A 26,041-nucleotide genomic window follows, 5' to 3' on the forward strand; every position below is an offset into this window, starting at 1 on the left:
AAATTTACTTATCCTTCTCCTTTTACGGCGCTCAAGAAGACTCGCGCCAAAAGGGGAATATAAAGTGGAAAACCAGATAGAGGATCGTCTCGCCAGTTTACAATTTTTAGGAGGAGTAGGAACGGTTACCGGCTCCAAATACCTTGTAAAAGCGTTCGGTAAAACGATCCTGATCGACTGCGGACTTTTTCAAGGGGAAAAGAAACTAAGACTTTTGAATTGGGACTCCGACCAATTTTTTCCGACTGAAATTGATCATATTCTTCTTACCCACGGACATTTGGACCACTGCGGGTATTTGCCCAGAGCGGTTAAAAAGGGATTTAGGGGTAAAATATTCGGCACCAAGCCTACATTAGATGTATCTAATATAGTCCTAAAGGACAGCGCAAAATTACAGGAAGAAGATGCGGAACTCGCAAATTCAGGCGGATATTCCAAACATAAACCTGCCTTTCCTTTATACGATAGTGATGACGCGGAAAAAACGATCAAATTATTCCAAGCGGTAGAAATAGGAGAATGGTTCGATCTAGAGCCGAATATTCGATTTCGTTTCAGATATAACGGACATATTTTGGGAGCAAGCTTCATTGAATTGAAGATAGGAAGTAAGACCCTTATTTTTTCAGGAGATATTGGAAGAGATGAGGATCCTCTTTTATTTGCTCCGGAAAAACCGGAGGAAGGAGATATTATCCTAATCGAATCCACTTATGGAAATCGGATCCACAGAGGAAATCCGATCAAACGTCTAGCCCAGTTGATCCAAGAATTTTCCACTTCTAAAGGAACAATTATCATTCCATGTTTTGCAGTAGAGAGAATTCAGGCTGTTATGTATCTGATCTGGAAATTGATGAAAGAAGGAGAGATCCCTAATATCCCAGTTTATATGGATTCTCCTATGGGCTCCAAAGTTTTAGATTTATTTAATATTTATGGAAGAGAGTGGCATAAATTAAAGGATGATGAGTTGGAAGAACTTAAAGAGGATATATTCTGCATCACTGAATCTGCCGAGACCAAAAAGATCGCAAACAAAAGAGGTCCTAAAATTGTGATTGCAGGAAGTGGAATGGCTACCGGTGGAAGGGTACTTTCTTATTTGGAACATTCTTTAGGAGATCCTAATTCTTTAGTATTATTCGTAGGTTACCAAGCAAGGGAAACTAGAGGGAATAAACTTCTAAGAGGAGATACTGAGATCAAGATCCGAGGCAAGTACCACGAAGTCAGATGCGACGTTCAGAATATAGACGGCCTATCCGCTCATGCGGACCAAACGGAACTTATCCGTTGGTTATCCAAGATCAAAACCCCGCCAAAAGAAGTGTTCATTGTGCATGGAGAAGAGGATGCAAGCAGGATCTTAGGAAATCGGATCCGCAAGGAATACGGCTGGGAAACCAGGATCCCGGAAAGGGGAGAAGTTTTCGAATTCGAAGTGTGATCCGCGATTTAGGGCCTGGAATTTTCACCCTGGAAATCCGCAGGAAATCACTCCAATCGGCAGGATCTCCCACCGGCCCTTGACCTTTGCTTTTTTCTCACGTATGGTAAGAACATCGACATATAGAAGGGACTTGAAATATGACCAGCGCAGTAAAAATCGCACCCGAAACAAACCGAGTTTTACCAAGAGAAATTTTTCCAAAAGAAAACCTTCTCCACCACCATGAAGTTAATTTTACCCGTAGGAAGATTTCCAAAAACGAGATCCTATTCTCTCAGGGAGAACAGGCAAACGGATTTTATATAGTCGAGACCGGTTCCATCCGATCTTATAGAACTTCCGGTTCCGGAGAAAAACAGCATACATTCAAAATTTATCATCCCGGCAACTGGGTGGGGATCAGAGACGCTGCAATCGGCGGAAATTATCTGCACCATGCGGTTGCTCTTGTAGAATCCACAGTACTTTTTGTGGAGGAAGAGGAACTTCGCAGACTTCTAAACTCGGATTCTGAATTCCAAAATTCAGTATTCAGACAAGTGACCATCGAAGCGGTCGAAGCGGAGAATAAGATCTACTCTTTGGGAACTCGTCAGGTTCACGCTAAACTTTCGGAATTTTTACTACAATTATCTGAATCCCAAGACTCGGAAGAAGATCTTCCATTCACTCGTGAGATCATGGCATCCATGATCGGAGTGACTACAGAGACCTTGGTTCGTGCCTTAGCTGATTTTAAAAGCAGAGGTTGGGTGGAAATAGACAAAAGAAAAATAGTGATCAAAAATGAAGAGGCTCTTCTTCGTTTATTGGATTAAACATCCGAACCTTTTCTAAATCGAAAATTAAAGTTTTATAAAATGGTCCGGTATGATCTTCAAACCACTCTCGACTTTCAAGTAAATCGGGTCCAACTAAAAGGAGAACTTTTTATCCCAAGCAGGGCCGCGTTTATAGCGGTCCTTGTCTTGGATGAGAAGGACGACAAATTTGCGGACAGATTTTCTAGGATGAGAAATTTTCTGAATGAAAGGGGAGTGGCTACTCTTTTTCTAAAAGGTTTATTGACTCAGGAAGAAAGGGAAATTCATGCAAATCGTTCCGATACAAGTCTTTTATCCGATCGTCTTTTAGAGATCACTAAACAGATCAAAAATATAGAAGGCGCCGATTCTTTGAAAATTTCTTATATAGGTTCCTCTGCAATTGCGGGTAGAATGTTCCGGGCCGCAGGAAGTTCGGATTCTCCTGTGGAAAGTCTCATACTGATAGGGAACGGTCTTCAGGAATACAGCGGCAAATTTTTAAATGCTTCCGTTTTAAATATTTTAGGCGAACTTGATTTTACTGGAAGGATAGTGAATCGTTCCGTTCTTTCTAAAATAGAGAGTTCAGTCAAAAGGGTATATTTTGTACCCGGATCTCCCAGTCATTTTGAAGATAATACCAAATGGTTTATGGTATCGGAAGCGATCCAAAGATGGTATCTATTCCCCGAAAAAAGATCCAGGGAATTCTCCGAATTTTAAAATTTAATGATGGTGGTGATGGTGGCCGCCTTCTTCCATTTTTCCTCCCGGTTCGGAATGATTATGAGTATGATTCATTCTGAATAACATTAGAGAAATAGAAAGTAGAATGATCGCAAAACCTGCGAGTTTAAGTTTGTCCTTCCCGAATTTTGCCAAGATCATTCTGGATCCTAAACCGAATCCGAATAATAAAGGGAAGGTCCCTAAAAAGAAGAAGAACATACTTAAGGCGCCGAATGCAGGGGATCCTGTTGCAAATGCCATTACGAATGCAGGATATAAGATCCCGCAGGGTAAAAACCCGGTCAACATCCCGAACATAAAACCTATCGCTAAACGAGAGCGCGGGCTTTTATTCTCCCTGGACCTTAAAAGTTTTGATCCGACCTTGGAAAATACTTTGGTGAAAAATCTATTTTGGGTCCAATCCTTTTGGAATAAAATGGAAATCCCGAAGAGTAGAATGAACGCCACTCCGAACCAAGCTGCAAATTCTTGAGCGGGGAGCAGCAAGGAAAGACTTTGGTTCGTAATATTCCCCAAAAATCCAAAACCTAATCCGATGGAAGTGTAAGAGACCAATCTTCCCAGATTATACAAAATTTGTAATAGAACCGGGCTTGTTTTTTTATCCGCAGGGGAAAGAGAAAGATTTAAACTTCCCGCCAAAGGACCACACATTCCCAAACAATGGAAAGAACCGGTTAGTCCGTTTAAAAAAGATCCGAATAATATCGCAGATATCAGTTCCATTATAAACTCCTAATTCGATTTTTCCTGTTTGTCTTCTTCGAATAACATTCTGTATTTAGGGCCTTCTATGTCTTCGTATTGTCCCGATTTGAAATTGAGCAGGAATACGTAAAATGCTCCGAAGGAGATCACTAATGCGATCGGGATCGTAAGATACAAAGCGTTCATGTAAATACCCTATTTTTTAAAGAAATTGAATTTAATACTACGGTCAAAGAGCTTAATGTCATAAAACCGGCACAGATCACGGGAAGCATTAATCCTCCTGCCGCTAAAGGGATCATTATGGAATTATAAACTAGAGAAAGACAGATATTCTGCAGAATGACCTTTCTTGTTTTTCTTGCGATCAATACCGATTTGGGAAGGGAATCCAACCTATCTTTTACGAGTATGATATCCGATTTATCCAAGGAAAGATCCGAGCCCATTCCCATAGAGATCCCGAGATCCGCCTGTGCGATACATGCGGAATCGTTGATCCCGTCTCCCACCATGATTACTATTTCTCCGGAAGATTGGGCCTCTATGATCCTTTCTTTCTTTTGGATAGGCGTTAGATTTGCCTTATAATTTTGAATGCCGAGTTCTTTGGATAGAGTTTCAACCTTGGAAGGAATATCCCCGGACAAAATTTCCATATTAGGAAAAAGTGATTTTAGTTCTTGGATGGAAGTTTTTGCTTCCGTTCTTGCCTTATCTCTAAATTCCCAGGCGACTAAAGGTATACCATTCTCGGATAGATGGATCCAGCCGTCGTTTTCAGGTTTATTTTCCCAGGCAAAATTTTTCTTACCGATACGATAGATCTTGTCTTGGAATTTAGCCTCCATTCCTTCTCCTGGAATCTCTTTGTAGGAGTTCCAACCTGCGAGGTTGTCCGAGGAAGTGCCTGCAGTATCATCCGTAGTGATTTCTTCTAAGAACCGCGGTGTTTCACCTGCGAAAGCTTCTATAATCGATTTTGCGATCGGGTGAGATGAGTTAGACTCCAATCGGATCGCGGTCTCTCTAAACTTGGAAGGATCTTCCTCTAACGCGAAATACTTCTCCGCATTTAATTCCAATTTTCCTGTGGTCAATGTACCTGTTTTGTCGAAGAAAATCCGATTTGCTTTCGCTAAAATTTCCACGGACTCCGGATTTTTGACGAGGACCCCTTCTTTGGATTGGAGTAGATGGCTGATTACTAATGCCGCAGGCACACTTAGTCCTAATGCACAAGGGCAGGCTACGATCAGAACGCTGATCGTATTTAAGATCGCTTCTTCTGTGGAATGGGAATTAAACCAGTAGATAAACGTTCCGACCGCAACAAACAAGACTACTTTTATGAATACTGCCGCCAGTTTATCGGTACTTCTTTGTATTTTTGGTTTTGTTAATAAAGAATCTTCTAATATTCTTCCGATCTGTGCGAGTGAACTTTCGTTTGCATTTCCTTTCGCCTGGAATTTTATATCCGTGGAAAGTGAAACTGAACCTGCTTTGATCTCTGTTCCTCTGGATTTTCGGATCGGTTTACTTTCTCCTGTCAAAACGGATTCGTCGAAAAATGCAGTTTCGGATTCTAAGATCCCGTCTACCGGGGCCTTACTTCCCAGGGATAATCTGACTATATCTCCTCTTTCGATAGAGGAGGCGGAATGTTTGGACCAGATCCCTTTTTTGGATACTTCGTATTCTTCGGGTAGAAGGGAGAGTAATTCCCCTATTTTAGCGCCCGCCTTGTAACGGATCATCGCCTCGAAATATTTTCCAAGTAATATGAAGAAGTAGATGGTGCAAACCGAGTCGAAATAAACTTCTCCCTTTCCGGAAACGGTTACATAGATACTATAGAAGTAGGCGAGACTTACTCCTGCGAATAATAATGTATCCATTCCGAGGAGTTTTCTTTTCCAGGATTCGTAAGCTCCTTTCCAGAAAGGATAACCCGAATAAAAATAGACCGGCGTAGCGAATATCCAGGATATATAATGGAATAAATTTTTAATATTGAATTCCATTCCTTCGAAGTAACCTGCGTATAGGCTCGCGGAGAATAACATGATATTCCCCCAACAAAAGCCTGCTACTATCATCCGAATGCTAAGTTCTTGGAAGGGTTTCTCCACCTTGGATTCAGCTTTTAGGGGAGAATATAGTTTGGCTTTGTATCCCAAACTTTCGATCGTTTTGATAATTTTCCCTAGTGTGATCTTAGAAAGATCGAATCCTACTTTGAGTCTTCCTGTTCCAAAATTGATCCTTGCTTCTTGGACACCTTCCGTTTTTGTGAGAACGGTTTCGATCAGCCATACACAGGCGGAACAATGCAGGTTGGTGACTGTGATATAAACATTTGAATCCGCGCCGGTCCTCTTTTCTAGATATTCGGAATATACGGATTCATTATCCAATTCTTCCGGGGAAATTTTTTGGATCTCTTTATCGATCGGTTCTAAGGACTGGGATCCTCTGATCTGATAGAATTTGTCTAGTCCGTTTTCGAGTAATAGATGAGAGATCTCCGCGCATCCGTTACAGCAATATTCTCTTTCAACTCCGCGTTCTGTTCTGCGTATGGAAACCCCGTCAATTTCAGTATTACAATGAAAACATAATGTTCTGTTTTCTAATACTTTCAATGGATTACCTTAGTGGATACTGTCTTTTCCAGTATCCCTTCCGGGATCTTGGCAGAGACGGAAATTCTCCATTCTCCCGGGAATGGAATAGAAAGTGTTCCTTGGTATTTTCCCGGAGTGATCTCTTTTAAGGCGATTGTCTCGTTGAATTTTTCAGTGGCGGTTTTATCCAACTGGACTTGGATCTGAGCACCTTTGATCCTTTCCTGTCCATGTTTGAATTCCAAATATAGTTCTTGTTTTCCAGATCGGAATACATTCGGATTTTGGATCCAATCCGCTTGGAATCCGTAACCGGCCTCTATCATTTTTCTTTGAGATAGAATGGACTGTTCGTATTTGAGCCCTTTTTCGTAATAGTTGGAATCGATAGCAGGTGTATGTCCCGCTAATGCAAGTTTTACTGTGTAAAATGTAGCAGCAAACAATGCCAGAAATGCGATCTTGATCACCCAAAATGCTCTTTTTAAACTAACGTCCATGGACTATCCTCTCATCGTTTTGTATTTTCCAGCCGGAGATAGATACCGGTAGCAGGAATGGAACTGTTTCCGATTTGGAATATTCAAAATCCTGAATGTCTATCACTTTCAGCTTGATATCATGGCTTCTTTTTTTAGCGTCTTGTTCCGAAATTTTAAGTTCTATAAATAGTCTGTATCTTTCTTCGGAATTACCTTTTAACTCCACAACGGCTTCTTCCGTTCCACCTACGAGTATTCTTCTTTCTCCCTGAAGATCTGAATTTTCTATTTCGAATTTTAAGGTCCTATCCTTGGAAGTCAGGTTCTGCATTTGTACTTCGTAGAAATTCCGAACGATCCCGTTTTGGATGAGCATCGGTTGTATATTTCTGTCCGGAAGAACGGATAGATAGAGAGGAACCCTGCTGGATAATAAGATGCCGATAGCGGAAACAGTTAGTATTAAGAAAAGTGCATACACTATGGTCCTTGACCGTATCCAGCGGATGGAAGAACCTTTTTCGGAGATCTGATTTTCGGACCAATATCCGATCAGTGTTTTTTTATTTTCCTTAGCCATTTGTTTTGTGCATGCGTCGGAACATTTTCCGCAGGCGATACACCAAGGATTGGCTCCATCCCTGATATCTATTCCTGTAGGACATACTACAAGGCACATATTACAAGCGGTACAATCTCCTATCTTAGTTTGCCCTTTTCTTCTTGGTTCTCCTCGAGTGTAATCATAGGTGATATTAACTGAATGATTGTCCATCATCACCGTTTGGAAACGTGCATAAGGACATCCGTATTTGCAGAATTGCTCCCGTATGAATGCTATATCGGCATACATCGCGAATGTAAAAAATCCTAGGAATAAGGACCAAGTAGGGAAATCTAAATTAGGATTTTGGAAATAATGGATCATTTGGTATGGATCCGAGAAATAAGAGATCCATGCGAAGGATGCGGCAAAGCTTACAAAGATCCAAGCTGCATGAGTTAAAATTACTAATGCGGGATTTGCGTCCTTCTTTCCGTATTTGGAATCTTGGATCCTTCTTCCTATCCAATCGAAAATATCCGAGTAGATCGTTTGAGGGCAGGCCCATCCGCACCAAACTCTACCGATTAGAGTGGTAAAAAAGAAAAGGGAAAGTCCTGCGGCGATCAGGAATAGATGAAGAAAGTATCCTTCCTGTGGAATAAAAATATGACCGAATAGAAAGAACTTTCTATCCGGTATATCCAATCGGATAACTTGAAATCCGTCCCAGCGAATCCAAGGCGTTATAAAAAAGAGAAGAACCAAGAATACCTGGACGTAATTTCTTGCGGTCCTTATCTTTCCCTGCATCGGTCTTGAAATGATCATTATGCCCCTCCTTATGATCCTCTGAGACGGTTGAATTTATTTGGAAGATTTAAGCTCCGGATTTTTCGAGGCTAACCATGCAAGCACTTGGTATACTTTTTCGGAACCCAGCGAGTTCTCGTGTGCCGGCATAGGTCCTCTGCCTAATTTAGCCCTCTCTATTGAAATCCCCTTCATAACGGTTTCATAAAGTTCAAGATCCGTGTTTCCGTGCAGCCATTCCTTATCCATTAGGTTCGGGCCTACTAAACCTTCTCCTGTTGGGCCATGACAAGCAACACAATATGTTTGGAATGTTTTTTGTCCTGCATTGATCGCATCTTGATTTCCTCTGAACGGGTTGGATCCATCTTTGGATTCTACCGCAACGTTACGGTTTGGAAATTCTTTCTCAAATTCCTGTATTTGGGCAGCGTAATATTCGCTCGTTCCCCAATCCGAAAAAACGTGGAAGTATACCGCATAAAACCCTGCGAAAATTATACATCCTAAGAACACCCATTTCCACCATTCAGGAAGAGGGTTATCCGCTTGTCTGATCCCGTCGAATTCCTTGTTAGGATCGCTCATATTAATCCTCCTCCAGCATTCTGAATTTAGGTTTTTCCATTCTTTCTTTTCTGGAACTTCTATATACGTATAAGATAATCGTAAATATGGAAAGTACCAGGATCGGAAGTCTTAATGATTTATAGATTTGTAATGTATCTAGATCCATATTTCACCTCACTGTAAACTTTTGGACAATTCGGCGGTATCTCTTCCCAACTTCAGAAGATATGCGATCAGTGCATCTCCGGCAGTTTTACCCGCTAATAGGGTAGAAGCAGAGGAAATATCTTCTTCCGTATAAGGAACTCCTATCTTTTGGAGTCCTCTCATATGGTCCGCGATCTTAGAAGCGTCAACTATGGAAGATTCTTCGAATAGCCAAGGATAAGCAGGCATAATGGAACCTTTTGCGGTATCTCTAGGATTGATCAAATGTGTCTTATGCCACTCGGCAGATGGTTGGATCTGTGATTCGTGAGCAAGATCCGGGCCTGTTCTTTTGGATCCCCATAAGAAAGGGTGATCGTAAACATATTCTCCCGCTTTGGAATATCCGTCTTTACCGTAAGAATGTTGCGGATCGAAACGATCTACTTCCCATTTGAAAGGACGTATCATCTGAGTATGACAGTTATTACATCCTTCTTTCTGATAAACGTCTCTTCCCGCCAATTCTAATGCGTTATACGGTTTTACGTTCTGGATGGGTTCCGCCGTTTTCGAGAGAAAGAATGGAGGGACCAATTCAAATAATCCACCGATCAGGATGGCGATCGTGGTATAAAGAGTGAACTTAACTCCGTGTTTTTCCCACTGATCCGTAAAACCGGAGAACCAATCCAATAATTTGTCGAACCAATTCATACAATTTTCTCCTCTTTTGATCCGATCCTTAGATCGATTTCCTTAAATCCGGAGCCGGAGTTCAGGATTGTGCGGACAACATTATAGATCATGATGAGTAGTCCGATCAGATATAGACCGCCTCCGATACCTCGGAATAATCTATATGGTTTCAAAGTTTCGGTAATCTGTACCCAGTTCGGGAATTTTAATGCTCCTGTTTCGTCTATCGCTCTCCACATGGAGCCTTCAGTGATACCGGATACCCACATGGATACGATATATAATAAGATCCCGAGAGTTGCGACCCAGAAGTGAGTGTTTGCAAGTTTTTCCGAGAATAGGTTCGTATTCCACAATCTCGGCACTAGATAATAAATGACCGCGAACGACATCATTCCTACCCAGCCTAAGGTTCCTCCGTGAACGTGGCCGATGATCCAGTCGGTGTTATGACCTAAGCCGCTTACCGCTCTAATGGAAAGAAGAGGACCTTCGAAAGTGGACATACCGTAGAACGTAAGTCCCACGAGTAACATCTTCAATGTCGCATCCGTTTTGATCTTTTCTTTAGCCTGAGTGAGAGTTAAAAATCCGTTTAACATTCCTCCCCAAGAAGGCATCCATAACATGATACTGAATACCATACCTGTCGTTTGTAACCAATCAGGAAGAGGAGAATAAAGTAGATGGTGAGGACCTGCCCAAATGTACAGAAAGATCAAACTCCAGAAGTGAATGATGGAGAGTCTGTGGCTGTAGATAGGTTGTTTGATATGTTTAGGAAGATAATAGTACATCAATCCCAAAAATGGAGTGGTAAGAACGAATGCCACCGCGTTGTGTCCATACCACCATTGGATGTTTGCATCATACACACCCGAGTAAACGGAGTAGGATTTGATCCAACTTACCGGAATAGAAAGATTATTAACTATAAATAAGATCGGGATGGTGACCCAAGATGCGATATAGAACCAGATCGCTGCATATAGTTGTTTTTCTTCACGCGTAAAGATCGTTGCGAAATAATTGATCAGGAATATCACAAACCAGATCACGATCATAAGATCCAATGGCCATTCCAATTCTGCGTATTCCTTGGATTGGTTTAAACCTAAAGGTAAAGTGATTGCCGCAGCGATTATGGTGAGGTTGTAGAGGGATAAGTGAAGATATGCGAGTTTATCGCTCCATATCCTTACTCTACAAAGTCTTTGTACAGTGTGGTAACCTGTTGCGAATATGATACTTAATGCGAACCCGAAAATAGCCGCATTCGTATGCAAAGGCCTCAGCCTGCCGAAAGTGAAGTAGGGTCCGAAATTTAATTCAGGATATACCATTTGGAAGGCGACCCATACTCCCACAAGCATGGAAGCCACACCCCAAACCAATCCCGATATCAAAAATCCTTTGACGATCGTATCGTTATATTTTTGTTCTGAAGAACTCATTCTTGATCTCTCCGGTTTTTTCCGTGAAGGATAATTCCATATTTAGATTGGAATGTCGAAACGCAAGTAATCCGACTTTTTCTTCCTTCGAAACGGTCTTGATAATTATCAAGAGGAGGGTAGGGAGTTGAATTTGATTGTCAATAAATTAGTGTTTAATGAAATTCTAATGTATAGTGGAAAATTCTCCGTTTTCGATTTTGAGAATTAAAATCCTTTGAATCTCTCGAACGCTTCTCTTTCCAGGGATTCTCTGTGATTAGGATGAGCAATTTGTGTAAGAAGTTTCGCTCTTTGTTTTAGGTTTTTGCCGTAAAGGTCCGCAATTCCGTATTCAGTGATTACATAATGAACATGTGCTCTTGTAGTGGTTACACTTGCGCCAGGCTGAAGAATTGGAACGATCCTTGATTTACCATGAGAAGTCACGGAAGGAAGTGCAATGATCGGTTTACCACCGTCTGAAAGAGAGGCTCCCCGGATAAAATCCATCTGTCCTCCCACTCCCGAATATTGTCTTGTTCCGATAGAATCCGCACATACTTGGCCGGTGAGATCCACTTCGATCGCTGAATTGATTGCGGTTACTTTGGGATTTTTGCGAATATTCGCAGTATCGTTAATATATCCTATATCTAAAAATACGACTTCCGGATTATCATCCACGAAATCATAAAGTTTTCTGGTGCCCATCACGAATCCGGTGACTATCTTTCCCGGATGGATCTTTTTGTTTTTACCGGTGATAATTCCTTTTTCCACCAAAGGGATCACACCGTCGGAAAACATTTCAGTATGGATCCCTAGATCTTTATGATTTTTTAAACAAGATAGGACCGCATCCGGGATGGCACCTATTCCCATTTGGAGAGTGGCCCCATCTTCTACAAGACCTGCTATATATTCTCCTATTTTAGCTTCTACCGGATCGGGTTCCGCATGTGAGGCTTCTAAGAGAGGAATATTACCTTCTACTAATTTATGGATTTTGTTTATATGAATGATCCCGTCCCCATGGGTCCTAGGCATAAAACGATTCACCTGAGCGATCACAACGTTTGCGGAATCCACTGCGGCCTTACTTGTATCTACGGAAACTCCCAAGGAACAAAATCCATGTTTATCCGGAGGAGAAACAGTGATAAGTGCCACATCTAAAGGAAGTATCTTTTTTCTGAATAGAGAAGGGCATTCGCTTAAAAAGATCGGCAAGTAATCCGCTCTTCCTTCTTTTACGGCTTCTCTCATGTTTGCGCCCACGAATAAAGCGTTCGTATGAAAAGAAGCCTCCATTCCATTTTGCGCATATGGAACTTCTCCTTCCGTATGGATATGAACGATCTCAATATTCCGTAGTTCGGAAGATTTGGCACTCAATGCTTCTATCAGAAGTTTTGGGGCAGCATATACGCTGTGGATAAAAATCCTTTGGTCGTTTTCGATCTCTGAAACTGCTTCTTTCGGGGAAACAAAATGTAAATCCATATCGGAATAATTTTCTAATTTTTACCGAGTGGAAGTCAAGGGACAAAATTTGCGAAAACGTATTGATATTTCTTAGTTTTTACCTAGTTGAAGAGAGTATAAAAGAAGATCGGCCTGATCCGAAAGATCCCTAGAATAAGGGAGAATTTTGTTCCTTCTATTTATTTACCGAATAGTCTTTTGGAATATTAAAAAGGTTTATAAATCCGGAATGGTCTGAAGAATCAGTGTAGATGGTTTCCATTTTCTCTCAAAAATTCCAGGGAGTTTTACTGATCTCAATCCTAATTTTTAGTATGGGCTGTGAGTCCGGATCTTCTCCCAAGAAAAAACCTAGAGTAGAAAATGGAATATTAGATCTAAGTAAAAATTGGGACTTCGGAAAAGAAGAACCTTTGAGTATAGAAGGTGATTGGGCGTTTTATTGGTCTCAATTATTTTCGGAGATCAAAAATCCTTTAAAGACAGATCTGGCTCCTTCTCAAAAACAAAAGGAACAGATCAAATTCGGAGATGTTCCGAATGTTTGGAACGAATACAAGGACCAAAAGTATCCAGGTTTTGGATATGCGACTTATAAGATACTAGTTCGTTTAGAAAAGCCGGAAACCGATATGGCGATCAAGATGTTGGAAGCATCCACATCTTATACACTTTACGTAAATGGAAAGAAGGTAATTTCCAGCGGGGTAGTCGGAAAAACCCCTGAAACTAGTAAACCTTTATATAGACCTGGAGTCAGCGAAATTTTCGACCTGGGAATAGAGAACGAGGTCGCGATTGAGATCTCCAATTTTTCCCATTTTAAAGGGGGCCCTTGGGCAAAGATCTTTATAGGAAAAAGAAAAGATCTGGTTATCATACGCCAAAGTAATGTTAGATTGGATCTGTTTGTAGGTGGAGGACTTTTAGTTTTAGGTTTATATCACCTAAGTTTGTTCGCATTTTTAAGAAGAGAAACTTCCACACTATATTATGGAATTCTAACGATCTGTTCCACCATTCGTATTTTGATCACAGGAGAAAGAATATTGTATTCTATTTTCCCGAATTTCGACTTCGAATGGGGATACAGATTGGAATTGATGTCCAGTTTTTTGATCGGTATATTCTTTCCTTTATTTATCCGGACCTTATATCCGGACGAGATAAACAAAAAAGTCATTCGGTTTTTTATCGGTATCATTATCGGGCTTTCTTTCATCGTATTATTCACACCTTTGATCATATATTCCAAGACAATTTCTATTTTTGGGATTTTAGTGACTATAGCTTGTTTTTATCTAGTATACGTTTTTTGGAAAGCGATGCAAAATAAGAAGTTAGGAGCAGATGTAGGTTTATTTTTCTTTCTTCTATTTTTTGCGGTAGTGACCAACGACATATTATATGCGAATATGATCATAAATACCGCATACTTCTCTCCTTACGGAGTGGCTTCCTTTTTCGTCGCACAGGCATTTATGGTCTCTCAAAGATTTACAAGTGCCTATAAACTTTCCGAAAAATTAGCTCATGATCTACAAGAATCCAACCAAAGGTTGATCTCTTTGGACAAACTGAAGGACGAATTTTTAGCGAATACTTCTCATGAATTAAGAACTCCTCTGCAGGGGATCATCGGTATTGCGGACTCTTTGAAAAGAGGAGTAGGTGGTCCATTATCTCAATCCGTGGAAAGACAACTGGGGATGATCGTCACAAGCGGACAAAGGCTTTCTAGTTTAGTAAACGATATTATAGATTTTTCTAAATTAAAACATAAGGATTTAAATCTAAATCTGAGATCGGTGGACTTATACCAAGCGGTGAATTTTACTCTGGAATTGAATAGGATCTCTACGGACCAAACTAAGATAAAATTGGTGAATGCGGTTTTACCCGAGTTTCCGGACTTGCTTGCGGACGAGAATAGGTTACAACAGATATTACAGAACTTAGTGAGTAATGCGATCAAATTTACGGAGAAGGGTGAGATCATAGTCAGTGCTCGTATCAAAGCTCTAGGGATTGCGGAGATCAGTGTTTCCGATACTGGGATCGGAATAGATCCTACAGAACACCAAAAGGTATTCGAATTTTTCGAGCAGGTAGAAAGGGGAGATTCCAAAAATAGTTCCGGTGCAGGACTTGGACTTTCCATCAGCAGGGCATTGGTTGTATTACATGGAGGAGAGATCGGAGTAGAATCCAGCCTAGGCTTAGGTTCTCGTTTTTATTTTACGATCCCGTTGGTATCCGGAAAAATCCCGAGATCCGATGGAAGAGAATTAAAAAATTATAAAGAAGGAAATCATCCGGGTTCTACCGTATCTTTTCAAAATGAGTCGTCCGATTCGGAGAAGAATGCAAGGATCCTGGTAGTGGATGATGAGCCTGTGAATTTGCAGGTAATACAAAACTATCTATCTTTGCGGAATATATCCTCTATCACCGCAAAAAGCGGAATGGAAGCCTTGGAAATATTACAAAAAGATAAGGCTTTTGACGTTATTATTTTAGATGTGATGATGCCTAAAATGTCCGGTTTAGAAACTGCCAGGGAGATCCGTAAAACTCTTAGCACACTGGAGCTTCCTATTTTGATGTTGACCGCGAAAAATCAGGACAAAGATCTGATGGCGGCATTGAATAACGGTGCAAATGATTATCTGCTCAAACCTTTTGATTTCGAGGAATTGATCTTAAGGATCAATAATTTGCTCGCCTTAGCGGACGGTCATAAGAGCCGCCTAAACCAGGAGAATGAGAAGAGAGAAGCGGTAAATAATGTAAGGCAAAGGATCAATATCGACTTACATGATCACCTGGGCGGAAAACTCACAGACTTAAAGTTTTTGTCGGAAGAATTGCTCTCTCAAAGCCAGGAAGACAAACCAATCTTCAAGAAGATCAACGAGGCGGTAAACCAATCCATCCATATTCTGAGAGAGCAGATGTTGAAGATAGAAGATCTTGGATTATTGTCCGAGAATTTTATTACAGGTATCAATTTAGTCTTACTCAGAAGATATTCCGATGTGGAAAGGGACTTAGAGTTCGAATGCCAAGACGAGGTGCTTCAGTTTTTTGAAGAAGGAAGAAATGAAACTTCTATCATAGAACTTTATAGTATCGTAAATGAGATCACGAATAACGATCTAAAATACGGTCAGGGAGTAACCAAATGGAATTTCTATCTGGAAGGCGGGGACTTGATCACGGAAATGAATGCGGAATCTTCTTATCATCTGAAAAAACATAAAACGGGAAGAGGTACGGAAAATCTGATATATAGGATCTCCGGCCTGGGTGGAAAAGTGGAAATGTACTTAGTCGAAAATATATATAAAATAAAAATAAATATCCCGATCGGAAATTTTTCCGTAAAATAAATAAGGTGTGAATACGAGCATGAAAACTTCAGATATCAAAGTAGGGATCGTAGAAAACGATGAAAGTTTTAAGGAACAGATCCTAAAAACCTTGGAATCTATTCCGGAGATAGGTGGAGTATTCCATTGGGAATCCGCAGAATCCTTTTGGGAGGACGAGAAGGGCAGATCCTTGGATATTATTTTTCTGGATATTATGTTAGCCGAAATGAATGGGGTAGAGCTTGCCGGAAAAATTTCCGCGAGAGATCCTGAGATCGCCAAAATTATGCTCTCCAATATGAATTCGGACGAACTAATTTACGAATCTTTAAAGAACGGTGCCATCGGATATATCTTAAAATCGGAACTGAAAGATATTGCGGATGTAGTGGACACGGTTTTAAAAGGGGGAGCGATCATCACTCCTACGATCGCTTTTCGCGTATTGAACAGTTTTAAACAAAAGGATTATTCTGGAGAATTTAAGCTCACTCCTAAGGAAAAACAGATCCTGGATGAAATGGTAAAAGGAAAAACCATCGGAAGAGTGGCTGAATTCCTTAAAGTCAGTAAGTATACGGTCCAGCATCATGTTAAGAATATATACAAAAAATTGAATGTACATAACAGGGCGGAACTGGTAAGAAAGGCAAGCGATATAGGACTATTGCCTTAAACGTTTCAGATGAGTCGGGACTTAGGACGATTTTCGTCCTTCCCCCATTCGTTCCAAGAGCCGTCATAAACCGGAATATTTTCTATTCCTAAAATTCCGAGAGCTGTTACGACAACTGTCGCAGAAACTCCTCCATTACAATAACAGATGATCTTTTCCGGAAGAGAATCAGTATCCACACCAGCGTTCCTAAAAGAAAGTTTTAGATCCTCTTTGGATAGGAATTTTCCCGTTTTTGGGTCGGTTAAACTTGTATGAGGAATATTGATTGCACACGGTATATAACCTTTTGCAACCAAGTCCTCGTAAAAATTCTCAAGGCTTATATAATTATACTTTAATGTAGTCCCGACGGCAGCACTCAAACTTTTTACCGCGGCTTCGAAGGTTAGGTCTTCTCCTCCATGCAGAACATGGATCTTCTTTCCTTTCCAGTTCTTGTTCAAAAGATAATCCGCTGCCACATTCGCATCCGTTTCATTCAGATATTCTTCCACATGGACGATCCCGTCCGCTACTCCAGCTTCCACCACTTCCGGAATGATCGTGGAGATATTCACCACGAATTCTATTTTATTCTTTTGGACTGCGTTAGATACACTTTTTTCGTAAAGTCGATACCATCCGTGAACATCTTCGGCCTTTTTATTTCCAGGGTTCAACCAGTGCAAAGCTTCCGTTCCTTTGGTTGCTTCTAAGATAAAATTTTCATCTTCCAAGGCACCTTGTTGTATCCTGACTCTTTCTCTGATCGTCGGATCCAATTTCTGAGGACTTCTGGTCAGCACAGTAATTTTTTTGCCTGACTCCAGAAGTTTTGGAAGAAGGAATTTGCCTATATTTCCTGTAGGAACTGCGACAGCGATACTCATGCAGAGATTGTGCTCAGTTCGTCCAAAAATGCCACGGCAAAACTCCCAGTGCCGGAAGACTTCTCCGCAGCTCTGGAACCTGCAATGGCAAAAACAGCGGATGCGGAGACAGAAGCGCGTAACGCATCTTTTTGGATCCCTAAGAAGGAAGCGATCAAGGCTCCTAAAGAACATCCCACTCCCGTAACCTTAGTCATCAGAATATGACCTCCCGGAACTGCGATTGTCTCTTTTCCGTCGGTGATATAGTCTACTTCTCCGCTGATCGCAATCACTGCTCCCGTGTTCGTCGCCAGTTCTTTAGCGAGATGAACTGCATCCGAAGAAGCAGCCGTTGAATCCACACCTTTTCCTCCGCCTGCAGCCCCCGCAAGAGCCAGGATCTCGGAAGCGTTTCCTCGGATCACCGTAGGTTTATATTGTAAAAGATCTTTTGCGATCTCCGTTCTGTATCTAAGAGCACCTACTGCAACGGGATCTAAGACCCAAGGGGTCCCCGCTTTTTGGGCCGCGATCGCCGCCGCCTTAATTGCCTTTGCATCGAAACTATTGATCGTACCTACGTTGATAAGCACTCCACCTGCGATTGCAGCGAAATCGGAAACTTCTTCTTCCGCTATTACCATAGCAGGAGAAGCTCCCGCAGCTAAGAGAACGTTCGCAGTCCAGTTTGTGACCACAATATTCGTGAGCACATGGGTAAGAGGTGCATGTTTTCGCACTTCTGCAAGATCGGAAACGATGTCCGGAGAAGGCCAGGATTTTTGTGTCAAAGAAGCGGTTGTCATATTTTATTCTCCTAATATAATAAAAACTTTATGGATCTATTCTTTTAATAAGCTCAATGCGAGAAGTTGGGGAAGAGCCCCTTGTCCACCTTCTACCACTTTTATCAATTTAAAACCTGCAGATAAGAAAGTATTGATCACATCAGTGACCGGTCTATGCCAAGCTCCTACTTTACTTCTCACTGTTCCTTTCAAAAGATCCGGTTCTACGAATTGGGACTTATTATATCCCGGTTTTTGTAAAATTTCACCTTGAGAAAGAGGTTCAGAGTAAGCCCCGTAAAAGCAAGGATCTCAAAATTGAATACGCGGAGTTTGCCAGGTCCCCTCTATTGTTTTGGTCCTGCATTACGGAATCATACCATTCTGCGAGACCTTCGTAACGAGCTTCTGTACCGGCGCCGGCATTTTGGATGGCGTCTTGTTTGGTCAGATGGAAGAAGCCGTTTTGAAAAGGGTAATCCAGACCCAGGCGGGGGTTATGTGCCACACGTTTTTCCTGATTCCAAACCAAAATTCCCTTATCTAAGGGATCCGCTAATATATCTTTCAGTATATCTAATATATTGAATTATATTATAATATAACAGAAGAAGTGCTTTGGGGAGAATGAGTCAAACTTTTTTTATACTTCAAACGAATAAAGAAGAAGGAGCAAAAGAAAGCCGGTGTAGGTAAAAGGAATTAGGTCTACTGTGTTTTGATTAAGAGCGCATAACGTTTAATTTATGAGATACGTTATGATATTCTATATTAGGATAAGTATCCGATATATCACTCAAGAGACTCATAGTCTTAGGTCGGGAACTTAACAGTTATCTTAATATTTTTTGCGATTTTTTTTGAAATCGTAAGACATAGTGTAGGGATTTTTTATAAGATCCGTCTATATTTATAACTACTTTTATCTAGTTTCATTAGGGAGGAATAATGAAAGGAAGGATAGCCGGCATCAATGAGAAGTCGAATAAAATGATCATACTTACCGAGCACGGATATACATTCGGAATTGGTAATGTAGAATACATGCAATTAGATCATGTAATCACCGGTGAATTGAGAAGTAGCGGAACAGAGATCCTGACCAATATGACTTCTGGAGATGATTTTGTTTTGGATATAGAGGCATACGATTGTTCTAAAGAGATCGCACTTACTCTATTGAACGCGGAATGATCTTTAAGTATATTCTGTTTTTTTTAATAATGTAGAATTATATAAGTATCCGAAGCCGGGGGACCCGACTTCGGAGAAAAAATTATCTACCGTATTTTGCGGTTAATTTTCCTTCTGCTAGTTTTAGTGAATTGATATAAAATCCGACTAACGCTCCGGAAGCCTCTCCATCCAGATCGATCTTATCCTTTAAAGCAAATACCTTAAAGATATAACGATGAGGTTTATCTCCTTTAGGAGGGCAGGGGCCGCCGTATCCGGGCTTACCGAAATCGGTCCTGCCTTGGACTGCACCTGCAGGAAGAGGTCCTTTATCATTTCCGGCTTTTGCAGGAAGACTTGTGACAGTCGCAGGGATATTGATCACAGTCCAATGCCACCATCCGCTTCCGGTAGGAGCATCCGGATCATATGCAGTCACTGCAAAAAACTTGGTTTCTTTAGGAGCGCCTGACCATTGTAAGTCGGGAGAGTTATTCTCTCCGGAACATCCGAATCCGGAAAACACATGAGTGTTGGTGATTGTTCCTCCTTCTTTGAGGGCGGAGCTAGTGACCTTTAGATCCCCGGCAAACGTGGATCCGGCAAAGAATAAAACACAAAACAATATACCGTTTTGGAACGATAGGAATTTTTTCATAAAACCTCCGAGTTCTACGCGTTGCAGAATAACACCGAAAGTTTAAGTATGCATTCCTAATTTATCAAAAAATAGGCCTTATGTCCTGACCCGATCATGGATTGTGCCGTTCCGATCACGACTTGCTTCCCTTCTGAGCATAGTGGGAGAATATCCGAATCTATCCCGGAATCGGACTGCAAATCTGGAAGCGGAATCATATCCAACCTCTCTTGCGATCTCTCCTATACTTCTGTCGGTTGCCTGTAATAGGGAGAGTGCAAATGACATTCTGACATCGATCAGTATTTCGGAAAAAGAAGAAAGTTCCGAAGAAAGTCTTCTTCTGAGAGTTGCTTCACTCATCTCCAGTCGATCCGCGATCTCTATAGCGGACCAATCTTTCCCAGGATTCGCGTTTAAAAAAGATCGTATCTTTTGGGAGATATTATCGGTAGAAGGTACTTTAAATTTTCTGCCGTATTCTCCTAACCAGATCAATATTTCCGTCGCCCTATGGATCGCAACCTGATCGGAGATCAATTTGTCGGTGGTGATGGATTCTCTTGCGAGTTGAAAAGCGTCCGAAAATCCGGAAGTTATATTAGAAAAAATGAATGCCGGTTCTATATCTTTTAGGTCCTGGAGATTAGGCTTATAATTTCGGATCACGTTCGGATGGAATGCGATCCAAGCAGCTTCGAATTCTCCTGCATCCGGACGATTGATCACGTCGAACGCTTGGCCTCCAGCAATCGCCACCGCTTCTCCCGATCTAATATCCAATTCCAGATCATTCTGCTTTAGGCTTTTGATCCCTTTTTTGACGAATACCAATGTGGGTAGATCTGTGATCACTCTGGAAAGGTATAATTCCCTTTTTTGGATCACCGTGGCCGAGAGTCCGACCCCGTCTCTGGATATAATGGAACGTTTCATAGGTTTTGTGTTAGACTGACCATTTTAAAGAGATTTGCAAGATTTTTGTTTTTTGCTTTTCGTATTTTTAGGTAGAGATAACGTTTAACTCGAATATGAAATTCTATCTTCTATCTATATTTATCATATTAAGTTTTTATTGCGCAGGCGTAGAATATCGGGACCCGAGCGAAGTCCAAGGCACAAAACAATGGGGTGTGAGAGAAATCAGAGAAACCGTCCAGAATATGAGTGTTTCACTTTCCGATTTTTATAAAAAAGACTCAGTTAAGGGTTATATAGAACTTCAAAAATTTAAGAATAATACCTCCGAACATATAGATACCAAAATTTTAGCGAATGAGATCGTTACTAACTTGACCTCTAATAAGATCCCATTCGTAGATACTTCTCAAAGAAAAGCATCTTTGGACGAGATTAGTTTGAATAAGTCGGGGATCGTATCTTCCGACGCTAAACTTGATTTTGGAAAATTAAAATCTCCAAGTTATCGTTTGAGCGGTGAGTTGAATGATCTAGTTAATTACGAAAAGGGGAAGAAGATACAATACATCTTGATCACTCTTCGTTTAACAAGTGTGGAATCGAATGAGATCGTTTGGCAAACAGATAAAAAATTTCTGAAAATAAGTGATACAGAAGGCTACGGGCTTTGATTATCGGTTTTTACATCCGGATAAAAGCCTATAGTCACTGGGATTTTTCCGAATGTAGAGATTTGTAGGACTTCCTTCCCGGATTGTTTCTCTTTTATTTTAGGAAATCTTAAATTAGATTTGGAAGACCCAAACCAAATATACTCGGGTAAAAAGCGAACGTATCTATAATTAGATGAAATATCTATTTCTTCCGCAAATTCCTTTTTAGAAGTTTGGATGGAGCTATCTATCCATTTTGCAGCCAGTTTAAATCCGGATATCGCGATAAATAAACCGATGGCTCCTATCTCATTGGAATGAGCTTCAAAGCCTAAATACATTACTCCTCCTCCCAATGCTACAATAACACTTCCCACTGCAATACTTCCTGCGACTTTTGCAGCTAAGATAGACGCCTGCTTAGTTGTGCTAAGAGTAACCAATTGAAAATATTTTGAGTCGTCTATGATCTCATGAATGGAATTATCTCTGTCTAAATGTCTTTGGTACCAATTCTGGGTAGAAGGTCCTAAATACAATTTATCCCGATTTCCTTCCAGATCAATCCATTGGAGTTCACTTCTTTCTCCTTTAAATTGGAATCCTAACTTTCTAAGTCCTCTTACTAAGTTTAAATTTGTTTCAGGGTCCATAAAAGGTTCCGGCCCAGGGCCGCCCAAAACCAAAAAGATGTTTTTAGGAGCTTGCTCCGAGTAAGCATATTGCCTAAGCCAAGCGGATTTAGGAGAAAGTCTTAAGGCGGCTCTCAAATCTACTTTAGCTTCCTGCCAATCTCCACATGCAGTCCAAAGAGAGGCGAGTAATATCCTTAAATTAGGATCATCAAATTGTCCTTCTGCACTCCATTCTCCGTTTAATAAGTTAGATGCATATCTTGCTTCTACTAAAGCCTCTTCGTATTGTTCCTTCTTAGCATAATAAAGACCTAAAAGTATATGAAGAAAGATCACTTCCGCTTCGGATGCGTAATAACCTTCAGGAGTTTCAGAGTAGAAGAAGGAACGTAATTCTCTGCTTGCACTGAATCTAAGTCTGGATTTGTTCTCTTCCGCTATATCTTGCAGTTTAGAGATATCATTTTCTTGGGTATAAAACCCTATGATCGCTTTTTCGAGAGATGTGATAAAAGTCCCTTTTTCTCTAGAAGGAAAACTTTCTAAGGCGGATCTAGGATTTCCTTTGGCCCATTCTTTTTTAGAAGGAGCATAATCTTCTCTTTTTAAAAGAGAAGAGCAGGAAACGCATAAAGATAGAAGTAGAAGAAAAATGCTGCCTAATTTCAAGAAATTTTTCGCCATAGGGTAGTTAGGAGTAATAAGGGAAGAATATTAGATGGGAACTAAAAAACATTTGGAAAACTTTTATTTTTACGATTTCTTTCGCGGAAATAGGGCACATTTCATAGAATAAACTGTCCTAAATATCCATCTAAATGGATTCATTATATCGTCTGGAAATTTCTTTTCGTTTTATTGTACTTTGCTCTTCTTGATTTCATTACTCTCCTTCCGTTTTTATTAATTTCCCAAAAGAATAAAAAAGTATTTCCCAATTTTGTTACTTATCGAATACCAACAGGAACGAATGTTTCGATCCAACTTAGTACATTTGATTTGTTTAATATACTTATAAACTATTAAAATATATTAAACGGAGTTATTTCGATATCCGAATCCTTTTATCCGTTTCTGAACGATAGAGATAAACATAATGGATCGAAACGTTCAGCTAATCAGGAGTTTTTAATATGGCTGAAAACAGCATTCCGCAGCATTCTTTGGGAGATAGCGCAGCCCGTAAGTTAGCAAATACAACTAAAACGCAGGCGCAGTATGATCTGATCACTCCACGTTGGTTGGTTCGTTTATTGGATTGGAAACCGTTAGAGTCCGGAACCCTAAGAGTGAACCGAGTAAAGGACAATACCTCGGTAGAAGTTGTCTGCGGACAAAAGGATGAACAACCTCTTCCTGAAACTTTCGTAGACTACGAAGAAAAACCTAGGGAATACACGTTGAGTGCAATATCAACGGTGCTGGATGTTCACACCAGAGTTTCCGATTTATTCAGTAATCCTCACGATCAGATCCAAGAACAACTTAGACTTACTATAGAGAGTGTTAAAGAGCGCCAAGAGAACGAACTGATCAATAATGAAGATTACGGTCTATTGAAGAATGTTCCTAAAAAACAAAGGATACAAACTAGAAAAGGAGCTCCTACACCTGATGATCTGGACGAACTCATTTCTAAAGTTTGGAAAGAGCCTTCTTTTTTCTTAGCGCACCCGTTGGCAGTGGCTGCTTTCGGCAGAGAATGTACCCGCAGAGGAGTTCCACCGGCTACTGTTTCCCTTTTCGGAGCACAATTTTTAACTTGGAGAGGACTTCCGATCATTCCTACGGATAAACTTTTAGTAGGAGGAGAAACTACTCCTAAGTCTCCTGGCGGAACAACAAACATTCTTCTTTTGAGAGTGGGAGAAAAGAAACAAGGTGTGATCGGATTATACCAGCCTGGATTACCTGGAGAACAAACTCCTGGACTTTCGGTCCGTTTTATGGGGATCAATCGTTCTGCAATCGGTTCTTATCTGATCTCTCTCTATTGCTCTGCCGCCGTTCTGACCGACGATGCGATCGCCGTTTTAGAGAACGTGGACGTAGGCAATTATTATGAGTACAAGTGATTTTTCCCCGGAACTTCCCGGAGAATTTTCGAACTGGAAGGATACTCCTCCTATAGATCCAAACTTGATAGCGGAATGGTCCAAAAATTTTTTCGGACCTCTATCAAGCGGATCTAACGTGGATGAATTGGTTCTTTCTTCTTCTAAAATTCCGAATGAAATACCTGCGGATAGCCAGGGAATTATCTCTCAGGCGGAATCTGCTTCTGGAGTAAATTCATGGACTCCTAGTTCCGGAGCCGGATACACAAGGGTTCCCGATCTAGGATTATCCGGAGCTGGAGTTCCTACATTTCCGGGAGGATTGAATGTCCCAGGTTCCGGACAAGGGTTGCCGGGACAGAATTCTCCGTTCTCTTTTTTGGAAGATTTTAGATCCTTCGATTCTAAAGCTCAGAATATTCAAATTTCTGATCCATTCAGTTTCAGTCCGAGCCTTGTTCCTTCCGTTGATATTTCTTCCGGGAATTTTGATCTGAGTTATGCCAGAAAAGATTTCCCGATCTTAGAAGAAAAGGTGAACGGCAGGAATTTAGTTTGGTTGGACAATGCTGCTACAACTCATAAACCTCAGGCAGTAATAGATAGGCTTTCTCATTTTTACAAACATGAGAATTCCAATATTCATAGGGGAGCTCATACTCTTGCGGCAAGAGCGACTGACGCGTACGAGGCGGCAAGGGAGAAGGTAAAAGGTTTCCTAAATTCTTCATCTGCCGAAGAGATCGTATTCGTTAGAGGTGCCACTGAAGCGATCAACCTAGTGGCCCAGACCTGGGGAAGACAGAATATAGGTAAAGACGACGAGATACTTATCTCTTGGTTGGAGCATCATGCCAATATAGTTCCTTGGCAGATGTTATGTTCCGAGAAAGGTGCTAAATTAAAAGTAATTCCGGTAGACGAAACAGGGCAGATCATCCTAAGCGAATACCAAAGATTACTCACACCTAAGACTCGTATAGTTGCATTCACTCAAGTTTCAAACGCATTGGGAACCGTTACACCTGCCGGAACAATGATAGAACTGGCACATAAACAAGGTGCCAAGGTATTATTGGATGGAGCACAAGCGGTCTCTCACATGCCTGTGGATGTACAAGCCTTGGATTGCGATTTTTACGTGTTCTCCGGTCATAAGGTATTCGCTCCGACTGGAATCGGCGTACTATTCGGTAAGAAGGAAATTTTGGATCAAATGACACCCTGGCAAGGCGGTGGAAATATGATCCAAGATGTTACCTTTGAAAGAACAGTTTATCAGCCTGCTCCTTTTCGTTTCGAGGCAGGCACCGGTAATATTGCGGATGCAGTAGGTTTAGGTGCAGCTATCGATTATCTAAACAAATTCGGGATGATACGTATTGCAGAATATGAACATTCTCTTTTGGAATATGGGACTAAGGAGCTTAAAAAAATTCCCGGTCTAAAAATGATCGGAACTGCACCTGATAAGGCAGGAGTATTATCTTTTGTGTTGGAAGGTTTTAAAACGGAGGACGTAGGAAGATACTTAGCCCAAGAAGGAATTGCAGTCAGATCGGGACACCATTGTGCTCAACCTATCTTAAGAAGATTCGGATTAGAAAGTACTGTCAGACCTTCTTTAGCATTTTATAATACTTGCGAAGATATAGACTCTCTCATCCGAGCTTTATACGATCTAAAAGGTGGAAGGACTTCCGGCCCTCTATAAGGGCCGGATATTGAAACAGTTTCC

General features: G+C 40.9%; 26 protein-coding genes. 9 read left to right on the plus strand and 17 right to left on the minus strand.

Annotated elements, in window-relative coordinates; all coding sequences use genetic code 11:
• The first annotated feature begins 64 nt into the window (after window positions 1-64).
• From EHR06_RS11475 to EHR06_RS11485, 3 genes are all read left to right on the plus strand, one after another.
• Complete coding sequence (locus tag EHR06_RS11475) at window positions 65-1,453, plus strand: MBL fold metallo-hydrolase RNA specificity domain-containing protein (protein WP_135757128.1); 1,389 nt, start codon at window positions 65-67, stop codon at window positions 1,451-1,453.
• A 140-nt stretch (window positions 1,454-1,593) separates the two neighbouring features.
• Entirely contained in the window at window positions 1,594-2,274 is a 681-nt protein-coding gene (locus EHR06_RS11480) for a Crp/Fnr family transcriptional regulator (RefSeq protein WP_135757129.1), read from the plus strand.
• A gap of 42 nt (window positions 2,275-2,316) precedes the next feature.
• The gene (locus tag EHR06_RS11485) at window positions 2,317-2,985 is read left to right on the plus strand and encodes a dienelactone hydrolase (RefSeq protein WP_135757130.1); all 669 of its coding nucleotides are present in this window, start codon (window positions 2,317-2,319) and stop codon (window positions 2,983-2,985) included.
• A gap of 3 nt (window positions 2,986-2,988) precedes the next feature.
• On the opposite strand, the gene EHR06_RS11490 is transcribed toward EHR06_RS11485, so the two are convergent.
• The 10 genes from EHR06_RS11490 to EHR06_RS11535 all read right to left on the minus strand — a co-directional run bounded on the left by EHR06_RS11490 (window position 2,989) and on the right by EHR06_RS11535 (window position 12,547).
• Window positions 2,989-3,741 carry a sulfite exporter TauE/SafE family protein gene (locus EHR06_RS11490; RefSeq protein WP_135757131.1) on the minus strand — a complete coding sequence of 251 codons (753 nt, stop codon included), beginning with the start codon at window positions 3,739-3,741 and terminating at the stop codon, window positions 2,989-2,991.
• A 9-nt stretch (window positions 3,742-3,750) separates the two neighbouring features.
• The gene (gene ccoS, locus EHR06_RS11495) at window positions 3,751-3,909 is read right to left on the minus strand and encodes a cbb3-type cytochrome oxidase assembly protein CcoS (protein ID WP_008591697.1); all 159 of its coding nucleotides are present in this window, start codon (window positions 3,907-3,909) and stop codon (window positions 3,751-3,753) included.
• The gene (locus EHR06_RS11500) at window positions 3,906-6,371 is read right to left on the minus strand and encodes a heavy metal translocating P-type ATPase (protein WP_135757132.1); all 2,466 of its coding nucleotides are present in this window, start codon (window positions 6,369-6,371) and stop codon (window positions 3,906-3,908) included. Before EHR06_RS11500 ends, ccoS begins: the two co-directional genes overlap by 4 nt.
• Window positions 6,368-6,853, minus strand: a complete 486-nt coding sequence (locus EHR06_RS11505) for a FixH family protein (RefSeq protein WP_135757133.1) — start codon at window positions 6,851-6,853, stop codon at window positions 6,368-6,370. Before EHR06_RS11505 ends, EHR06_RS11500 begins: the two co-directional genes overlap by 4 nt.
• A complete protein-coding gene (ccoG, locus tag EHR06_RS11510; RefSeq protein ID WP_135757134.1) occupies window positions 6,843-8,210 on the minus strand; it encodes a cytochrome c oxidase accessory protein CcoG in 1,368 nt (455 codons plus the stop codon). Before ccoG ends, EHR06_RS11505 begins: the two co-directional genes overlap by 11 nt.
• Window positions 8,211-8,246: 36 nt before the next feature.
• On the minus strand, window positions 8,247-8,780 hold the full coding sequence (locus tag EHR06_RS11515) for a cbb3-type cytochrome c oxidase N-terminal domain-containing protein (protein WP_135757135.1): 534 nt from the start codon (window positions 8,778-8,780) through the stop codon (window positions 8,247-8,249).
• Between the two features lies 1 nt (window position 8,781).
• Entirely contained in the window at window positions 8,782-8,928 is a 147-nt protein-coding gene (locus EHR06_RS11520; protein ID WP_020768294.1) for a cbb3-type cytochrome c oxidase subunit 3, read from the minus strand.
• Window positions 8,929-8,936: 8 nt separating this feature from the next.
• Complete coding sequence (gene ccoO, locus EHR06_RS11525; RefSeq protein ID WP_135757136.1) at window positions 8,937-9,626, minus strand: cytochrome-c oxidase, cbb3-type subunit II; 690 nt, start codon at window positions 9,624-9,626, stop codon at window positions 8,937-8,939.
• On the minus strand, window positions 9,623-11,062 hold the full coding sequence (gene ccoN / locus EHR06_RS11530) for a cytochrome-c oxidase, cbb3-type subunit I (RefSeq protein ID WP_135757137.1): 1,440 nt from the start codon (window positions 11,060-11,062) through the stop codon (window positions 9,623-9,625). Before ccoN ends, ccoO begins: the two co-directional genes overlap by 4 nt.
• Before the next feature lie 207 nt (window positions 11,063-11,269).
• Window positions 11,270-12,547, minus strand: a complete 1,278-nt coding sequence (locus EHR06_RS11535) for an acetyl-CoA hydrolase/transferase family protein (RefSeq protein ID WP_135757138.1) — start codon at window positions 12,545-12,547, stop codon at window positions 11,270-11,272.
• A 233-nt stretch (window positions 12,548-12,780) separates the two neighbouring features.
• Between EHR06_RS11535 and EHR06_RS11540 the strand changes: the two genes are divergently transcribed.
• Window positions 12,781-15,921 carry a response regulator gene (locus EHR06_RS11540; RefSeq protein ID WP_135757139.1) on the plus strand — a complete coding sequence of 1,047 codons (3,141 nt, stop codon included), beginning with the start codon at window positions 12,781-12,783 and terminating at the stop codon, window positions 15,919-15,921.
• Window positions 15,922-15,940: 19 nt separating this feature from the next.
• Window positions 15,941-16,579, plus strand: a complete 639-nt coding sequence (locus tag EHR06_RS11545) for a LuxR C-terminal-related transcriptional regulator (protein ID WP_135757140.1) — start codon at window positions 15,941-15,943, stop codon at window positions 16,577-16,579.
• Window positions 16,580-16,584: 5 nt separating this feature from the next.
• On the opposite strand, the gene EHR06_RS11550 is transcribed toward EHR06_RS11545, so the two are convergent.
• The 4 genes from EHR06_RS11550 to EHR06_RS19235 form a co-directional block, all read right to left on the minus strand.
• Window positions 16,585-17,451, minus strand: a complete 867-nt coding sequence (locus EHR06_RS11550) for a rhodanese-like domain-containing protein (protein WP_135757141.1) — start codon at window positions 17,449-17,451, stop codon at window positions 16,585-16,587.
• Window positions 17,448-18,239, minus strand: a complete 792-nt coding sequence (gene thiM / locus EHR06_RS11555) for a hydroxyethylthiazole kinase (protein ID WP_135757142.1) — start codon at window positions 18,237-18,239, stop codon at window positions 17,448-17,450. The genes EHR06_RS11550 and thiM overlap by 4 nt, the downstream gene beginning before the upstream one ends.
• Window positions 18,240-18,275: 36 nt before the next feature.
• Window positions 18,276-18,422, minus strand: coding sequence for a hypothetical protein (locus EHR06_RS19150; RefSeq protein WP_208757783.1), 147 nt, complete (start codon window positions 18,420-18,422; stop codon window positions 18,276-18,278).
• A gap of 82 nt (window positions 18,423-18,504) precedes the next feature.
• A complete protein-coding gene (locus tag EHR06_RS19235; protein WP_208757784.1) occupies window positions 18,505-18,729 on the minus strand; it encodes a hypothetical protein in 225 nt (74 codons plus the stop codon).
• A gap of 440 nt (window positions 18,730-19,169) precedes the next feature.
• Between EHR06_RS19235 and EHR06_RS11565 the strand changes: the two genes are divergently transcribed.
• Window positions 19,170-19,415, plus strand: a complete 246-nt coding sequence (locus EHR06_RS11565; protein WP_100766949.1) for a hypothetical protein — start codon at window positions 19,170-19,172, stop codon at window positions 19,413-19,415.
• An 82-nt stretch (window positions 19,416-19,497) separates the two neighbouring features.
• On the opposite strand, the gene EHR06_RS11570 is transcribed toward EHR06_RS11565, so the two are convergent.
• Both EHR06_RS11570 and EHR06_RS11575 read right to left on the minus strand, forming a co-directional pair.
• Window positions 19,498-20,055: a YbhB/YbcL family Raf kinase inhibitor-like protein gene (locus EHR06_RS11570; protein WP_135757143.1), complete on the minus strand. Its 558-nt coding sequence runs from the start codon at window positions 20,053-20,055 to the stop codon at window positions 19,498-19,500.
• A 78-nt stretch (window positions 20,056-20,133) separates the two neighbouring features.
• Window positions 20,134-20,973 (minus strand): helix-turn-helix domain-containing protein, encoded by an 840-nt coding sequence (locus tag EHR06_RS11575; protein WP_135757144.1) that lies wholly within the window; start codon window positions 20,971-20,973, stop codon window positions 20,134-20,136.
• A 95-nt stretch (window positions 20,974-21,068) separates the two neighbouring features.
• Here EHR06_RS11575 and EHR06_RS11580 point away from each other — a divergent pair, with 95 nt between their 5' ends.
• Window positions 21,069-21,629 (plus strand): penicillin-binding protein activator LpoB, encoded by a 561-nt coding sequence (locus tag EHR06_RS11580; RefSeq protein ID WP_135757145.1) that lies wholly within the window; start codon window positions 21,069-21,071, stop codon window positions 21,627-21,629.
• On the opposite strand, the gene EHR06_RS11585 is transcribed toward EHR06_RS11580, so the two are convergent.
• The gene (locus EHR06_RS11585; RefSeq protein WP_135757146.1) at window positions 21,617-22,915 is read right to left on the minus strand and encodes a COG3014 family protein; all 1,299 of its coding nucleotides are present in this window, start codon (window positions 22,913-22,915) and stop codon (window positions 21,617-21,619) included. The two genes, EHR06_RS11580 and EHR06_RS11585, sit on opposite strands and share 13 nt — an antisense overlap.
• Before the next feature lie 464 nt (window positions 22,916-23,379).
• Here EHR06_RS11585 and EHR06_RS11590 point away from each other — a divergent pair, with 464 nt between their 5' ends.
• Together EHR06_RS11590 and EHR06_RS11595 are read left to right on the plus strand one after the other, a co-directional pair.
• A complete protein-coding gene (locus EHR06_RS11590) occupies window positions 23,380-24,321 on the plus strand; it encodes a family 2A encapsulin nanocompartment shell protein (protein ID WP_135757147.1) in 942 nt (313 codons plus the stop codon).
• A complete protein-coding gene (locus EHR06_RS11595; RefSeq protein WP_135757148.1) occupies window positions 24,308-26,017 on the plus strand; it encodes a family 2A encapsulin nanocompartment cargo protein cysteine desulfurase in 1,710 nt (569 codons plus the stop codon). The genes EHR06_RS11590 and EHR06_RS11595 overlap by 14 nt, the downstream gene beginning before the upstream one ends.
• The last annotated feature ends 24 nt before the right edge of the window (window positions 26,018-26,041 follow it).

Source organism: Leptospira dzoumogneensis (assembly GCF_004770895.1).
GTDB lineage: Bacteria > Spirochaetota > Leptospiria > Leptospirales > Leptospiraceae > Leptospira_B > Leptospira_B dzoumogneensis.

Bases quoted from the DNA above. Each gene is read 5' to 3' on its own strand.
- EHR06_RS11480 (WP_135757129.1), top strand. From the start codon at position 1,594: ATGACCAGCGCAGTAAAAATCGCACCCGAAACAAACCGAGTTTTACCA.
- EHR06_RS11485 (WP_135757130.1), top strand. From the start codon at position 2,317: ATGGTCCGGTATGATCTTCAAACCACTCTCGACTTTCAAGTAAATCGG.
- EHR06_RS11490 (WP_135757131.1), bottom strand. From the start codon at position 3,741: ATGGAACTGATATCTGCGATATTATTCGGATCTTTTTTAAACGGACTA.
- ccoS (WP_008591697.1), bottom strand. From the start codon at position 3,909: ATGAACGCTTTGTATCTTACGATCCCGATCGCATTAGTGATCTCCTTC.
- EHR06_RS11505 (WP_135757133.1), bottom strand. From the start codon at position 6,853: ATGGACGTTAGTTTAAAAAGAGCATTTTGGGTGATCAAGATCGCATTT.
- ccoG (WP_135757134.1), bottom strand. From the start codon at position 8,210: ATGATCATTTCAAGACCGATGCAGGGAAAGATAAGGACCGCAAGAAAT.
- EHR06_RS11515 (WP_135757135.1), bottom strand. From the start codon at position 8,780: ATGAGCGATCCTAACAAGGAATTCGACGGGATCAGACAAGCGGATAAC.
- EHR06_RS11520 (WP_020768294.1), bottom strand. From the start codon at position 8,928: ATGGATCTAGATACATTACAAATCTATAAATCATTAAGACTTCCGATC.
- ccoO (WP_135757136.1), bottom strand. From the start codon at position 9,626: ATGAATTGGTTCGACAAATTATTGGATTGGTTCTCCGGTTTTACGGAT.
- ccoN (WP_135757137.1), bottom strand. From the start codon at position 11,062: ATGAGTTCTTCAGAACAAAAATATAACGATACGATCGTCAAAGGATTT.
- EHR06_RS11535 (WP_135757138.1), bottom strand. From the start codon at position 12,547: ATGGATTTACATTTTGTTTCCCCGAAAGAAGCAGTTTCAGAGATCGAA.
- EHR06_RS11540 (WP_135757139.1), top strand. From the start codon at position 12,781: ATGGTTTCCATTTTCTCTCAAAAATTCCAGGGAGTTTTACTGATCTCA.
- EHR06_RS11545 (WP_135757140.1), top strand. From the start codon at position 15,941: ATGAAAACTTCAGATATCAAAGTAGGGATCGTAGAAAACGATGAAAGT.
- EHR06_RS11550 (WP_135757141.1), bottom strand. From the start codon at position 17,451: ATGAGTATCGCTGTCGCAGTTCCTACAGGAAATATAGGCAAATTCCTT.
- thiM (WP_135757142.1), bottom strand. From the start codon at position 18,239: ATGACAACCGCTTCTTTGACACAAAAATCCTGGCCTTCTCCGGACATC.
- EHR06_RS11565 (WP_100766949.1), top strand. From the start codon at position 19,170: ATGAAAGGAAGGATAGCCGGCATCAATGAGAAGTCGAATAAAATGATC.
- EHR06_RS11570 (WP_135757143.1), bottom strand. From the start codon at position 20,055: ATGAAAAAATTCCTATCGTTCCAAAACGGTATATTGTTTTGTGTTTTA.
- EHR06_RS11575 (WP_135757144.1), bottom strand. From the start codon at position 20,973: ATGAAACGTTCCATTATATCCAGAGACGGGGTCGGACTCTCGGCCACG.
- EHR06_RS11580 (WP_135757145.1), top strand. From the start codon at position 21,069: ATGAAATTCTATCTTCTATCTATATTTATCATATTAAGTTTTTATTGC.
- EHR06_RS11590 (WP_135757147.1), top strand. From the start codon at position 23,380: ATGGCTGAAAACAGCATTCCGCAGCATTCTTTGGGAGATAGCGCAGCC.
- EHR06_RS11595 (WP_135757148.1), top strand. From the start codon at position 24,308: ATGAGTACAAGTGATTTTTCCCCGGAACTTCCCGGAGAATTTTCGAAC.